Origin of the sequence: Nitrososphaera sp. (assembly GCF_050748925.1) — an archaeon.
Taxonomy (GTDB): Archaea; Thermoproteota; Nitrososphaeria; order Nitrososphaerales; family Nitrososphaeraceae; genus Nitrososphaera.
In genome coordinates this window covers 1-13,830 of record NZ_JBOGQF010000038.1, presented here as the reverse complement: position 1 = coordinate 13,830, position 13,830 = coordinate 1, and the positions used below count along the sequence as shown (strand labels likewise).

General features: G+C 54.0%; 13 protein-coding genes and 1 tRNA gene. 4 read left to right on the top strand and 10 right to left on the bottom strand.

The features are described 5' to 3' along the window. The 4 genes from ACREAY_RS04815 to ACREAY_RS04800 form a co-directional block, all read left to right on the top strand. Positions 1-2,811, top strand: a 2,811-nt coding sequence (locus ACREAY_RS04815) for a galactose oxidase-like domain-containing protein (protein WP_431754626.1), incomplete at its 5' end; no start/stop codon positions are given. Between the two features lie 599 nt (positions 2,812-3,410). Next, positions 3,411-5,636: a hypothetical protein gene (locus ACREAY_RS04810; RefSeq protein WP_431754625.1), complete on the top strand. Its 2,226-nt coding sequence runs from the start codon at positions 3,411-3,413 to the stop codon at positions 5,634-5,636. Positions 5,637-5,787: 151 nt separating this feature from the next. After that, positions 5,788-6,012 carry a hypothetical protein gene (locus ACREAY_RS04805; protein WP_431754624.1) on the top strand — a complete coding sequence of 75 codons (225 nt, stop codon included), beginning with the start codon at positions 5,788-5,790 and terminating at the stop codon, positions 6,010-6,012. A 93-nt stretch (positions 6,013-6,105) separates the two neighbouring features. After that, positions 6,106-6,417 carry a hypothetical protein gene (locus tag ACREAY_RS04800; protein ID WP_431754623.1) on the top strand — a complete coding sequence of 104 codons (312 nt, stop codon included), beginning with the start codon at positions 6,106-6,108 and terminating at the stop codon, positions 6,415-6,417. 56 nt (positions 6,418-6,473) lie between these two features. Here ACREAY_RS04800 and ACREAY_RS04795 read toward each other — a convergent pair whose 3' ends face one another. The 10 genes from ACREAY_RS04795 to ACREAY_RS04750 all read right to left on the bottom strand — a co-directional run bounded on the left by ACREAY_RS04795 (position 6,474) and on the right by ACREAY_RS04750 (position 13,694). Continuing rightward, positions 6,474-7,472 (bottom strand): hypothetical protein, encoded by a 999-nt coding sequence (locus ACREAY_RS04795; RefSeq protein WP_431754622.1) that lies wholly within the window; start codon positions 7,470-7,472, stop codon positions 6,474-6,476. A gap of 6 nt (positions 7,473-7,478) precedes the next feature. Beyond that, positions 7,479-7,823: a hypothetical protein gene (locus tag ACREAY_RS04790; RefSeq protein WP_431754621.1), complete on the bottom strand. Its 345-nt coding sequence runs from the start codon at positions 7,821-7,823 to the stop codon at positions 7,479-7,481. A gap of 77 nt (positions 7,824-7,900) precedes the next feature. Next, positions 7,901-7,974: transfer RNA gene (locus ACREAY_RS04785), tRNA-Pro, on the bottom strand. A 48-nt stretch (positions 7,975-8,022) separates the two neighbouring features. Next, positions 8,023-8,787, bottom strand: a complete 765-nt coding sequence (locus ACREAY_RS04780) for an ABC transporter permease (RefSeq protein WP_431754620.1) — start codon at positions 8,785-8,787, stop codon at positions 8,023-8,025. Next, complete coding sequence (locus ACREAY_RS04775; protein WP_431754619.1) at positions 8,780-9,730, bottom strand: ATP-binding cassette domain-containing protein; 951 nt, start codon at positions 9,728-9,730, stop codon at positions 8,780-8,782. The genes ACREAY_RS04780 and ACREAY_RS04775 overlap by 8 nt, the downstream gene beginning before the upstream one ends. A gap of 65 nt (positions 9,731-9,795) precedes the next feature. Next, positions 9,796-9,936, bottom strand: a complete 141-nt coding sequence (locus ACREAY_RS04770; RefSeq protein ID WP_431754618.1) for a DUF5679 domain-containing protein — start codon at positions 9,934-9,936, stop codon at positions 9,796-9,798. Positions 9,937-9,968: 32 nt separating this feature from the next. Beyond that, positions 9,969-10,376: a hypothetical protein gene (locus ACREAY_RS04765; RefSeq protein WP_431754617.1), complete on the bottom strand. Its 408-nt coding sequence runs from the start codon at positions 10,374-10,376 to the stop codon at positions 9,969-9,971. Next, complete coding sequence (locus ACREAY_RS04760; protein ID WP_431754616.1) at positions 10,373-10,939, bottom strand: AAA family ATPase; 567 nt, start codon at positions 10,937-10,939, stop codon at positions 10,373-10,375. The genes ACREAY_RS04765 and ACREAY_RS04760 overlap by 4 nt, the downstream gene beginning before the upstream one ends. A gap of 5 nt (positions 10,940-10,944) precedes the next feature. Then, positions 10,945-11,850, bottom strand: a complete 906-nt coding sequence (locus ACREAY_RS04755) for a rhodanese-like domain-containing protein (protein ID WP_431754615.1) — start codon at positions 11,848-11,850, stop codon at positions 10,945-10,947. Beyond that, positions 11,847-13,694: a nitrite/sulfite reductase gene (locus ACREAY_RS04750; protein ID WP_431754614.1), complete on the bottom strand. Its 1,848-nt coding sequence runs from the start codon at positions 13,692-13,694 to the stop codon at positions 11,847-11,849. Before ACREAY_RS04750 ends, ACREAY_RS04755 begins: the two co-directional genes overlap by 4 nt. Between the last annotated feature and the right edge of the window lie 136 nt (positions 13,695-13,830).

Below are 13,830 nucleotides of genomic sequence, written 5' to 3'. Positions count from 1 at the left end.
GTATACAATCATCGCGTCCCCGGTACAGTCATTTACGCGCGGCCGGACCAGCGCCTAAAGATCCATGTGTGGAATTGCGATGAGGAGCCCCATTCTCTTCATGTGCACGGGCTTCGTTATGGGATTGATTCCGATGGTTCCTGGCCGTTTGGCACTGAGGCAGCGCACCATGGAGGGCGCTCAGATGCCATCTGCCCGGAAGAAAGGTGGACCTATACATTCGAGATATTAGAGAACATGGTTGGCGCCTGGCCTTTCCATGATCACACGCACCATCATCATATAAGGATTGATCAGGGACTGTTTGGTGGCATAGTAGTACTACCATGCCATGAAAATCCACCACGCACAATCCCACTTCCAAAGAATTTTGCTAATGATTTGTACCGAGACATTGCCACGACTGAGGGAGTTCTGCCTTCTCTCGAGAAGGCCAAGTCAGCGAAGGACTTTGCGGAGCCGTTGCAGCTTCCGCCAGTCATAAATGCAAACCGCCTAAAACCAGCTAGTATTAGGTTGCTCAAAAGCTACCTACACGTCCTAGAAGAACATACAATGAGGGAACTGTCCAAACCAAAACGCAAAATTTCTACAGATCATGTGCCAGTTTTCTTTCACTTCATGTCTAATACAGAGAATAAACCTACCTTCGACAGCGGAGACATTGAAGAGCTTACAGGGGTATTTGACAATACCTTTGCCGCAGCCGGGGATCACGAATACTTTTGCCAGCACCACCCAATCATGACTGGAGTCGTGCGGGTAGTTCCGGGTGGTCCCGCGAATGTTTCAGTGAACATTGTTGATGCTCCTATGATGGCATTCAGTCCGGCGGATGTTACTGTTGGTGTGGGAGGGCAGGTGCATTGGGAGAACCACAGCATGTTCCATCATACAGTCACATCGAAGCAGGGGGCGGCCATGTCCACCCATTGCCTAAATGGAAGAGGCTTTGTAGGAAACACCCCAACCATTGTAGCCCCCTCGGGTCAACGGATACGGTGGTATGTATTCAACCTTGATACTAGTCCCGTTTGGCACAACTTTCATCCGCACGCCATGAGATGGAGTTTTGCTGGCGAAAGTATTGACGTTCGCAGCATTGGCCCGGCAGAATCTTTTATTGCCGAAACGCAAGTTCCACCCGTGATTCTCCTGGATGAAGATATGGCCAACATGCAGGATCCCGCTAAACGTCCAAAAGAAGCAAAACTTTACCGTCTCAAGGGTGACTTTCTCTTTCACTGCCATGTGCACCATCACATGATGAATGGCATGGTTGGACTGGTGCGAGCCAAGCAAAGCCTTTGGTTGACCGAGAAACTAGCCCACGAAATAAGTCACAGAATCGGCCTTGCGCTTGATGATGGCACAAACGCTTGTCCGGACGTAGATCCGCATCCATGCAAAGTCCATGGCACTGGCCGGTGGGAGGCGATCGCTGGCAACCCCGAAGTAACCTTCATGCATTCTGTCCTGCTGCCGAATACAAAGAAAGTGCTCTACTGGGGCTATACGAGAGCTGACCAGTCCCGACTGTGGGATTACTCGTCGCCCGCCGGAGCATATTCATCCCCTGCCAATCAGCCTGCTTCTCTGCCAGGACTCGACGCTGACCTTTCTGATTTGTGGTCTGCTGAGCACACATTCCTTAACGATGCAAACGGAAGATTGTTGGCCCATGGCGGTTTCACAGGACCCGGTACGAGCCTCGCAGGAAATGTCCGTGCATTTCTTTTTGACCCAACTACAGAGACCTGGTCGCAAACAGGGAGCACGACTGATAGCCGTTTCTACAGCACTACACTAACTATCGGAGACAGTCGCGTCCTAACGTTATTTGGCTCTGCTTCAAAAACCATTGAGGTGTATGATCCTGCTGCCGGAACGTGGTCGGCTCCCGCAGCTCTACCTGCTTCGATGCACCACCACGAGTTCTATCCGTGGACCTATTTGCTTCCCGACGGCCGGCTTTTCATAGCTGGACCACATGTCCCGACACAACGCTTCAACTGGTCAGCACCAGGTGCAATTGACTCGTACGCTACCGTCGCTGGCGATCGCAGTTCTGGAGGCGAGAAAGGATCTTCAGTGCTGCTTATACTCAGGCCTCCTGACTACAAGCCTATTGCATACATTATGGGAGGGGACTTGCCTGGAACTTCGGAAACTGCAGAGCAGATTGATCTATCCGTGGCTGCACCTGCATGGACTTCCCTGCCCAATCTCAATGTCCCACGTCCGAATCAATTTACAGCTACGCTTCTTCCCGACGGTAGGGTATTGATTGCGGGCGGTGTTTCAGGTGGCGCCGATGGCGGACCTTGTGAGATTTTTGACCCGAAAAATCCCGGTGCAGGATGGCAGCTTGGTCCAAACATGAAATATGTTCGCGGCTACCACTCTTCCTTCCTCTTGCTGAGCGATGGAAGCGTTTTAGCAGGCGGCGACCCCGGCGGTCCCGGCGGTCCGACACCCCACGAACGCTTCTACCCGGACTACTTTGACATGCTCCGCCCTGCGATAACTAACGCGCCTCTAACGATAAACTATGGGGGCAGTTTCCAGATCACCACTCCTACACCTGCCGACATAACCGAGGTGATTCTGCTTCGCCCAGGAGCTGTGACACATGGTTTCAACATGTCACAGCGCGGAATTGAACTTGCTATCACAGGTGTGGGCGCAGGCACAATCGACGTGGCCGAACCTCCAGATGCAAATTTGGCGCCCCCCGGATGGCAGCTGCTATTCATCCTTGATTCAAACAGAGTACCTTCAGAGGGCAGCTGGATACGGCTGGCCCCTTGAAGACCCTGTGGTCAGAGTGGCACCAAGTTCCTAAACAAACTCATCATAGATAATTCTTAACGGGGCCGCGTAGACGAAAAGGCGAACCTCATCTTTACAGAATTTCTGTATAACCTTCAGCAGCAAGTTCCCATCCAGTGGGATTTGACCTTACCATGTTGATGGGTTCACTTAACTTTCTCTTAAATGGGATTGGTCTGCGGAAGCCGATCGAACGGCTAGAATGTGTAAGCCAAGTTAACAAGGAGACTCGACTCAATTTTCTTCAAGCCAATGGCTAGTAACCAGGACTCGAATTTGCAATCGCTTAATGTAACTCCTCTCGGCAGCATAAGCAGCTATTGCTCCATCAGAGGGGCCGCTCACTAAGAAAAGTGAATAATCATGATAGCAGTATGCAGCGGACAAAAGCTGCCTGGCAGGCTGTCGTAACCTCTTTTTTCACAGAGATAGGCAGTTAATCATACGATACTTATCCGGTATAGGGCACCTAGCCTCTTTATTTACTTGAAGTCGTGTCATTAGCTATGGGCTCGCCAAATAATAATGTCGAGCAAACGACACCCCGGTCAGATGTAGAGAAGGACCGCGCTACCGAGATGAGGAAGAAGATTTGCAGTATTCCAAAAAGCAGTTTGCCTTTTGTCTTAGCACTTGCAGCATTAATTTTCGCCTCCTCTATTGTAGTTGCATTCCCGATTCAACCGGCACAGGCGTTGGATGGCAACCTGTACGTAATTAATGCTGCCACAGCCGAAATTAGGCGGTATGGCGGTAATACCGGTGATTTTATGGACGTTTTTATTCCCGCCGGCGCTGGCGGCCTTAACAATCCACAAAAAATGACATTCGGTCCGGATGGCAACCTGTACGTACTAGATGGAATATTTGGTACCGGGGTCGGTTTAGTCAAGCGTTACAATGGCACCACAGGCTCTTTCATTGACATCTTTGTTGCGACAGGCAGCGAAGCACTGGCATTTGGCCCCGATAATAACCTGTACATAGGAGCGGGTCTCGGGGTCGACCGTTACAATGGCACCACTGGGGCCTTTATTGACAACTTTGTGAGCGAGGAGGAAGGCTTTTTGCGTGTAACAAAAATGACCTTCGGCCCCGATGGCAACCTGTATGTGCTCAATAGTAATTTTCCGAATGCAATCAATCGCTACGACGGCATTTCAGGAGCTTTTATTGATGAGTTTGTTGCAAGTAGCAGAGTCGCAGAATCAATAGTGACCGGTTTTGTATTTGCAGCTCCGCCACCGAAATTGCAAAAGCAGACAGTAGTCATAAATTCAATCGACCTTTCTGGCGACCCTGTAAGCGGCCTGTGGACAGTTGTTCGTACGGCTGATAGCTACTCGACAGTCGTAGAGACAGGATTTACTCCATTTTCTTTTGCCGGCAATTCTGGGACTGAATACGATATTTCAGTAGCAGACTATGATGGCAAGATATTCCAAAGCTGGGAAGACGGGATAACCGAAAGGACACGCTCCATAGTCTTGCCCTCTGGCCCTGATAGAAACACCACGTTGACCGCAATATACGATACCGGAGACGCATTGAGAGGATTTACTGCACTTACATACACCGGCACAGAGCAACAGCCAGATTTGACCGTGAACGCGGCTTTGCTTGGCGAAGGAGATGACAGAGAAGAGGAAGAAGCAAACAGCACTCCCCTGCACATGTGGACTGTCATCGATCCTCAGGACCCGGCAGGCGCCAATGCAACCGCAACAACGTACAAGGTGTATGCAACGAATGGCTATCGGAATGTCACATTTGACCACTGGGGCGACAACGACAGTACGAACAGAATCCGCACATTGACACTGGACAACGAAACGGAGATAACCGCGTACTATAGGGCCGCAGGCACAACTCCGGCAGTCGATGGAAAAATAGTTTTTACAAGTGACAGAGATGGCAACAACGAGATCTATGTCTTGAGCGGCAAGACGCAGACAAGGCTTACAAATAGCAGCGCAAACGACGGTTTTGCAAAGCTGTCTCCTGATGGTACAAAGGTAGCCTTTGAAAGCGAGCGAGACGGAAACAGCGAGATCTACGTTATGAATGCTGACGGCAGCGGGCAGACCAATTTGAGCAATAATCCTGCTTTTGATACTGGCATAGCATGGTCGCCGGACGGTACCAAGATAGCATTTTCTGGAGGCGGCGAGATCCGCGTCGCGGATGCCGATGGCAATAATATTACAAATCTGACGGCAGGTTTTGATCCTTCGTGGTCGCCGGACGGTACCAAGATAGCGTTTGCGAGCGATAGAGATGGATATAGCCGCGTCTTCATAATGAACGCGAGCGATGGCAGCGATGTAGCGCGTCTTACGGGGAGGCCTGCAGATAGCCCTCCCCAGTTTGAGGGCCTGCCAAACTGGTCGCCGGACGGTACGAAAATAGTATTAACCTTTAGGCACGGGCCTTCGTCGTCTCCTAGCGGTGAAATTGTGTTCACCAATGGCACGTCCATAGGAGGGGCACCCTGTTGCGACACAGCATGGTCTCCAAGTGGCGCTCAAATAGCTGGCACCAGCTGTGCTGCGGCTCTCTGCTTTGGGCCTCCCGACATCCTTATCGTAAATGCTGATGGCACAGGAGAGGCTTCACTTACAACCGACCCTGCTGCGGACATGTTACCAAGCTGGTCTCCTGACGGCACGAAAATAGCGTTTGTAAGCGATAGAGATGGCAACAATGAGCTCCATATCATGAACCCCGCAGACAGTGCTGAGGGAGTACAGTCGCGACTGACGATCAATACGGCAAGAGACACTAATCCTGATTGGGGGCCTTAATCTGCTGCTACAATGAATCCGTACGCCGAAGCAGTGGGATTTGACCTTTTCATGTTGATGGGTTCACTTAACTTTCTTTTAAACGGGGCGAAAAAACTCTACGTTTACCATCAACGTCAAGAGGCTCAACGGATTATTGCTGGATAACAAAATGCGCGAACTCTCTGGCAGCAGCACTATCGAATTGTCCTCAGAGGAAATAGAGCTTGACCTATGGCCCCTAATAGTGGGGGAATGGGTCGGCTCTATTCTGGACTCCAAGGTCCAAGAGATGCACGATCTGGCCGATATGCCATTTCTGCCCGACAGCAAGAAGGGGAAGAAGCATCACGCGCTGCTCAAAAAGACGACTGCAGAAATCAGTTCCTTCATATAATCTAGGCTGTACGAGTTTTATTTTGCGCGGGAGGGCATCGGCGAAGACGCTGGCGGCAAACTTGGCAAGGACGTTTTGGTCAATCTAGCGGCCGTGGCGCATCAAGTCGCGGCAGAGAACCTGCAACGGCCTTTCACAATAACAATAGTGTATAAGGGATTGCCAGAAAATGGTGCCCTAAATGCCATGCATGGTCCCAAGGCCTTGGAAATAATATCCAAATACTTTAGGGAGTGGGCCTGGGAGGTGCTGGGCATCAGGCTATCAGATGACGATGCAAAGAGTCTACAGGATGGCAAGACAGTGCGCTTGACTCAGCAGATAAAGCCGTACTACGACGCGTTCTATGAACTTGTAAAGGAGTACACTAGAATTTACAGCCAGTCAATGCGCCAGCAACAGTAGAGCGCCGCGACCGATAACCTTGAATTGATGCAAGAAGAGGTGGAGGAAGGGGAGTACTATCGTGACAATACCCCCTTCTGCACTACCTCCGGCTTTAGAGTCTTTAACAACTGCGCAAACTGCTGCTTCATCTCATTCCTCAGCTCCTCTTTCATCTCAATCATCTCCTGTGCATGGTTTCTCAGCAGCATCTCACGCTGCGACTTTTCATCTGCCTTGACCTCGTCAAAGGCGGCTGGTGTGAGCGGGTAGGTGCATTTCGCGCAAAACCGGACATCCACGGCGTTCACGAGGCTGCACCGAGGACAGTTCAGCACAGCCGGCTTTTGCATCATGGCCTCCTCGTCCGGGACGATTCCGCTGCGCAGGAGGATCTCCCTTTTTAACTGGGTGCCCATCCTGCGCTTGATGTACCTGCTTCCCTGCTTGCTGTTCATGGACCAGTGTACTTTTTTCTTTAGGGCGTATTCCGGCAAAAAGTCCGAGTCAGACGTAATTGCCGAGTGCCGTATGCAATAGGGGTTCCATTTTTTTGTCTTTAGAAGGAATTCCAGTTTCTCGCGCTCTTGCGGGTCTGCTATTTCGTCAGCGTCGAGCAGCCTGATGATTCGCGCCCGGAGCGCCTTCATGATGTTCCACGGCACTTCCGACCTTACAGGGCGGCCTGTCGTCGCGCTGCAAATGAGGCTTGCCTCTGGCGAGTTCCTGAATGGGTGTTCGTTGAGCCAGTCTCTGACGTAGGGGAAGGAGCAGGTCAACAAAATTGGCCCGCCGCCGGTTTTGGTGTTGCTGGGTATCTCGCCCTCACCGTACCGCTCTTTGAGCCTCAGATGCTTTATTTTCAGCCTTGTAACCTCATGGTTGCGTGCGTCCAAGTCCCAGAGCAGGGCTAGCGCGGCCTTGTTGCGCCTACTCTGTTCATACTTGATTACAAGGAGCAATTCGTCGCGCTCCCAGATTTCTGTCTCGCTGTACGGGCTGAGCCGGACTGCCTTTCTCTCTCTTATCTTTAGGAACGCGGGTGTCTGCCACTCGGGCAAGAGCCTCTCATCCATCTCTCCTCATGCCCTTCCCCTTTCGTTGAAGAGCCACCTATAGAGCATCTTGACACGTCGCAACTGGTCGTTCCAAGTGGTTATCCAGCGCTTGTCTGGGTCTATCTCAGGGCTCTTTATCTTGGTGTCCAGATATGCCAGCAGCTGCTCCTTCCTCTCAACGTCGTAGAATGTCACTCTGGGACCCAGATGTCTTGCAAAGGCAATGGCAGCCTTCAGCGAGTTGTTGTGGTGGCTCTCTGAGCAGACTTTGTTCTTGAGGTAGTCGCTGAACTCTTGCACAATGGCTGCATTCGTAGGGTTTGAAATGGTGCCAATCTTGGCGATGGTTGTGGCCAGCTTTGTAGGCATACTAAAAAGGGCCTCCTTGTCTCATCATCGTTGCTTGCTGGTGTATGTCGCCGGCGTATTTGAACCCATAAAAAGAATGGGGCCAGTGGGATTCGAACCCACGACCTCCAGCGCCCCGGGCTGACATCCTGCCAAGCTAGACTATGGCCCCTGAAAAGTCAGGCTGTACTACCTCTATTAAATCTACAGCGCAGATCGTCTAGACTGCCTTCATCCTTTTGAACGAGTATATCCCAAAAAGGCCCAGCGCGGCCGTGTAGGCGGCAAGTATCGCAAAGTCAAGCGCAGGGTAGCCGCCCACCCCTAGCATCGTGCTGCGCAGCGCGCTTACGCCGTAGGTGGCAGGATCGGCAGCCGTCAGAACGTAGAGCCACGACGGCAGGTTGTCCAATGGAAACAACGCGCCCGAGAGAAAGAACAGCGGGAACACCACGAAACTGACAATCATCTGGAACCCTTCGAGGCTGTACATGTAGCTGCCAAGGGCGAGGCCAAGCGACGTCAGCCCAAACGACAAAAGCAGTATGACTGCGACTGCTTGAAGAACCGAAAGCGGCGTGAACGGGATCCCGATTGCCGCGCCTATTGCAAGGAGTATCATGGCCTGGACAAGCGAGTTGGTCATGCCGCCAAGCGTCTTGCCGACAAACACCGTGCCCCTGCTCACCGGCGCAACCATCACGCTTTTCAGGAAGTCGAATTTCCTGTCCCAGATGATGTACGAGCCGTAAAACACAGACGAGAATATTATCGACATTATGACGATGCCGGGAAAGATGAACTGCTGGTACTCGATGCCTGGCGCGCCCGAGATGCTGGTCGCAGAGCCGATGCCGGAGCCTATCACAAACAGCCAAAGTATCGGCGTGAACGTCGACGCGATGAGCCTGCTCTTTTCGCGCAGGAACACCTTGAACTCGCGCAGCCAAATCGCGTATACCTTTGCAAGGTGTTGCTCAATCATATTTCGCAAACTTCTCCATGAAGCCGCCTTCCGGCTCTTCCTTGATGTTCCTGCCCGTCAGCTGGATAAAGACGTCGTTGAGCGTGGGGCTTGCAAACTCAGCCGACTCGGCCTCGATGCCCTGCAGTATCGCCGGCAGACTGCGCCGGGCGTCCTTGACTGCTAACACGAGAAAGCCGTCCTTCATCTCGGCCTTGTGCACAAAGTCAAACTTGCTCGCTATTTCCAGCGCGTTTTTCGTCGGCGTCTTTATCCGGATGATGTCGCCTCCAAGCGACGCCTTCAGGTTTGCCGGCGTGTCAAGGGCGACGATCCTGCCCTTGTCGATGACTCCTATCCTGTCGCACAGCATGTCGGCCTCTTCCATGTAGTGCGTCGTCAGGATTATCGTGACCTTCTCCTCCTCCACGAGCCTGCGCACGTACCTCCACATGGTCTCCCTGCTTGTCGGGTCAAGCCCGAGGGTGGGCTCGTCGAGAAACATGACCTTGGGCTTGTGCAAGAGGCCCCGCGCTATTTCCAGCCGCCGGCGCATGCCGCCAGAATACGTCTTTACCCTGTCGTTCTTCCTGTCTGCAAGCCCAACCAGCTCGAGCACCTCCTCTATCCTCTTTTTCCTGCCATTGGAAGGCACGCCGTACAGCAGCGCGTGTATGTGCAGGTTCTCGTACCCTGTCAGCATGTCGTCGCTGCTCGGCGCCTGAAAGACGATGCCGATGCTTTCGCGCACCTTTGACGGCTGGGACACGATGTCGTAGCCGTTGACAGTCGCGGTGCCTGCCGTCGGCTTGAGCAGGGTAGCAAGCATGTGTATCGTCGTGGTCTTGCCTGCGCCGTTTGATCCGAGGAGCCCGAATACCTCGTTGTCCTCGATGTCAAGGGTGAGGCCGTCGACCGCGGTGAGCCGGCCGTAGCGCTTGACCAGGCCCTTTATGTTAATCAAGCAGCGACACTATGCGCTTTAGGCTATTATACGTTGAAAAAAGAAAAAGTGAAAAAAGTGTAAAATTATGCTGCGCCGATCCTAAACATCTTGGTGCCGCACTTTGTACACGTGCCCTGTGTTGCGGGCTTGCCATTTTTCATCGTGATCTTTTTTGGGTCCTTCATTTCGCGCTTGGCTTTGCACTTGACGCAGTATGCTTCCATGATGCCCCTAGCAAAAGAGAGGTAAAAGAAGCTTACTGCTCTGGCGCCAGCCAGTCCGTGAGGACGTCCAGCTCCTCGCAGTTGAGCGTGACTCTGATGGGGCCAAGGGGCGATTCCTGCTCGTCCTCTATGACGACCACTATGCCGGCGCTGGCGGCCTGCTTGTTGAGCAAAAACCACGTGCTGGTGCCGGCGCGGTTGTCGACAAGCATCCTCCTCAATACGCCCATCGCCGACCTTGACCTGACCTGCTCGTATATCAGCGACAGCGACTCGCTGCCAGTGGCTTTGCCAATCGCCCTTGAGCCGTAGCGGAATTCCGGCGAGCAGCGCTGGACGACCATCGCCATGGCGTTTATCACCTTGTCGGGGTTTTCAGACGGGTTGACAGCCGCCTCCACCTTGACGTCTATGGGCGACGATACGTACAGCTTTTTCATTTTTCCTGCACCTCTGCGAGCCAGCCGCTCACTATCTCGTAAGCCTTCTCATTCAGCTGCTCGATGGTTATCTCGTTGTTTGAAATGGTCTCGTCTGCAAGCGCGATGGCCTCGCTTATTCCCACTGACAGCTCGCGCTTGTCCCTGCCTGCAAACTCGTCGCTAGAGGCCGGCGCGTCTTGCCTGCCGCGCTCTTGAAGGTGCTGAAAGCGCGTGTCCTGCGACGCGTGCACGGCCAGGAGCCGGACCTCGCCGACCTTTTTCAGCACCTCGACTTCCGGTATGCTCCTTATCCCGTCAATAACGAGGTTGCGCGAATCTCCGTCCCTCTCTAGTTTCTTCAGTATCAGGTGCGCTACTGCGCCCTGACCGAGGTCCTTCCTGAGCTTTAGCATCATGTTCCCGAGGTTGGCGTCGGTGGGTTCCAATCCCTGCCTTTTTGCCTCCTCTCTCACCGCGTCGCCCATGGTTATGGCCGAGAAGCCCTTCTCCTTCAGGTGCGACGCGACGGTGGTCTTGCCTGCGCCCGGCATGCCGGTGAGGCACACTATCAATCTTGCCAAGCCGCTTATTCCGCCGAGAGGTCCCAGTAGTTGGCTTCCTTGAACTCGTCCTTGGGCTTGCCTAGCGACTTCCATTCCTTGAAAGACTTTGGATACAGTTTTACGTTGTTGTAGCCTGCCAGCTTTAGCGCATAGTATGCGAGCCCCGACAGGGTCCCGACGCTGCCGCAGTACGTGATTATCTCTGAATCCTGAGCGATGCCGCGGTTTTCGATCATGCGTTTCAGCTCGTCAGACTTTCTCAGTATGTTGCCACCCGCGCCGAGCATCGTGTACGGGATGTTCCTCGCGGTTGGTATGTGCTCGGTGAGAAAGTTGAGGCGCTCGCGCGAGTCCACAAGGAGCTTGCCCTGCTGCGACTGCGCAGCCTCGACGTACTGGGCGTCTGCGTACATTTCGCTCTTTATCGCAAGCGGGTGGGCCGTGCGCTTGAAAGAGTTGGGCCTGACCTCCACTTCGAGGCCGAGCTCTTGCCACTGCTTGAACGTCATCTCCAGCAGCGCGGTGTTGGAGTGGCCGACGTACTGGAACGTCCAGGCGACCCTTGCCGCAAGCGCGCCAAAGGTGTTGTCGTATATCACCACCGGCATCCTTTCAGCCACGCCAAACTCTTGCAAAAGCTGGATTACGCGCTCTGGCCTGTCGTCTTCAAGAAGGCGCGCCAGCGGAAGCGACACCGCAGTCGGTATGTGGCCGGCGTCGTAATCCTCGGCCTTGCGCACGTCGACCACGCGCACTGCCTTTTTCCTGACAAGAGTGCGCAGCGTGTCAGCGTCGCATATTATCGGCAGCTGGATGAACTGCCCGGCTGGCTTTTTTGCAGCTCTCTTGGCAGGGATCTTTTTCCTTGCAACAACCTTTGCCGGCTTTTTCTTGGCTATGGCTCTGGGCCTTGCAGCGGCTTTTTTCAAGCCGCGCATTCTCCCCTTGCCGTCTTGGCAGTGAATTTAGAGTCGCTGCCAAAGTCGCGGTAGGCGTCGGGGTCGTCCTCTGCCGGGGGCAGCTGGACAGCCGGCGCAAGCAGCGCCTTGACGTCTTCGAGGGTCTTTACGCTGCCCGTGCCCTGGCCCTTTGCTATCTTTACGACCCACTGGTGGAACGTCTCGTCGCTTACGCGCTCTGCCCTGTACGACTCTATGATCTTCAGTACCACATCCACGACGCGCTTGGCCGGCACGCGCATCACTGCCCTGCCAAGCTCGCCCTGCTCGCCGGCGCTGCCGCCAAACAGCATCGTGTAGGTTGGCGACATAGAGTTTCCTATCCTGGACGCGCCGCCAAAGAACCCTATCGTGGCGATCTCGTGCTGGCCGCACGAGTTGGGGCAGCCGCTTATCTTGACAGTCGCGTCCTTTAGCGAGTCGTCCGTGTCAAGCCCGAGCTCCAGGAACTTTCTCTGGACTTCTTTTGCCAGCCTGTGCGAGTTTGTAATGGCAAGGTTGCATGACGTGGTGCCGGAGCAGCCGACCGCTGACGCTATCGTGAGCGCGCCCGGGTTTGCAAGGCCGGCAGTCGCGAGCCTGTCATAAAACTCGCGCAGGTCCGTCCCGCGCACGTACCGTATCGCAAAGTTTTGCTGCGGAGTCAGCCTCGCAGATCCCTCTGCGGACAGCTCGCGGATAGCAGAGGCGAGGACGCGCAGCTGGCTTGCCGTAATGTCTCCTGCGCCCAGCGTTATGAATACTGTAAAGTAGCCTTCTTGCTTTTGCGCGACCGCGTTTGAATGCAGCCACCGCTCGTACGCCGGGCCGTCCCTGGCGACTTGCTCAAACATCGGCAGTTTCGCCATCCTGGAAGCTTTGGGCAACTGGTGCTTGTCTTCTTGCGCGCCGACGTCATAGTTGCTTGCGGTAGCAAGCGACGTCGTCATCTCGACTGCGGTACGCTCCTTGAGGACCATCTTTTGGAATTTCTCCCACCCCGTCTCATGCACCAGGTAGCGCATCCTGTTGCGCGCCATGTTCTCGCGGTTTCCGTGCCTGTCAAACAGCCTGATAGTCGCCATACACGTCGAAAGGACGCGACTTTCGGGGGTAAAGTCCTCAAGCGGGTGTCCAATGAACGACGCCGCGCCCAGCCCTCCGCCGAGGTATATCCTGAATCCCTTTACCTGCTCGCCGTTTACCTCCTTGACGGCAGGCACGAGGCCAATGTCTGCTACTTTTACCAGCCCGTGCTTCTCGCAGCAGCCAAAGTTGATCTTGAACTTTCTGGGCAGGTTCTGGCACATCGGGTTGCGCAGGAAAAACTTGGCTACCGCCATCGAGTAGGGCGTGGCGTCAAACGCCTCATCGGGGCAGACGCCTGCAAAGTGGCTGCACATGACGTTTCTGACCGTGTTGCCGCATGCCTCTCGGGTGGTGAGGCCGGCTTCGACAAGCCCGCGCATCACCTCGCTCACGTCTTCCAGCTGCACCCAATGCAGCTGGATGTTCTGGCGCGTCGAGACGTGCGCCGAGCCGATGGAAAACGCCTCGGACATGCTCGCTATCTTGTCCACCTGCTCTGCCGTTATCTCGCCTGACGGCACCTTTATCCTCACCATGCTGTAATCGGCGTGAAGGCGCGACCCGTACGCGCCGTGTTGCAGCCTGAAACGGCGGAAATCGTCTTCAGAAATCTTGCCTTGTCTGAAAAGCTTGACCTTTTTTGCGAAAAACTCGGTCTCTTCCTCCCTCCCCCACCTTGGGTTGGGCTTGGGCTGAGGGACGCCCTTTTGCTTGGGGTTGGCACTGGCCACTCTGGACTTGCTCATTATCTACAACAGAAAGCATCCAATTTAATCATATATTTTTTGTGGATATGGGAATAATTGGCACGCATACTGGCAGGCCGCGGCAAGAAATGGCAGCTATAAAGCACGGCGACAATGCTTAATAACGCCCGGCACG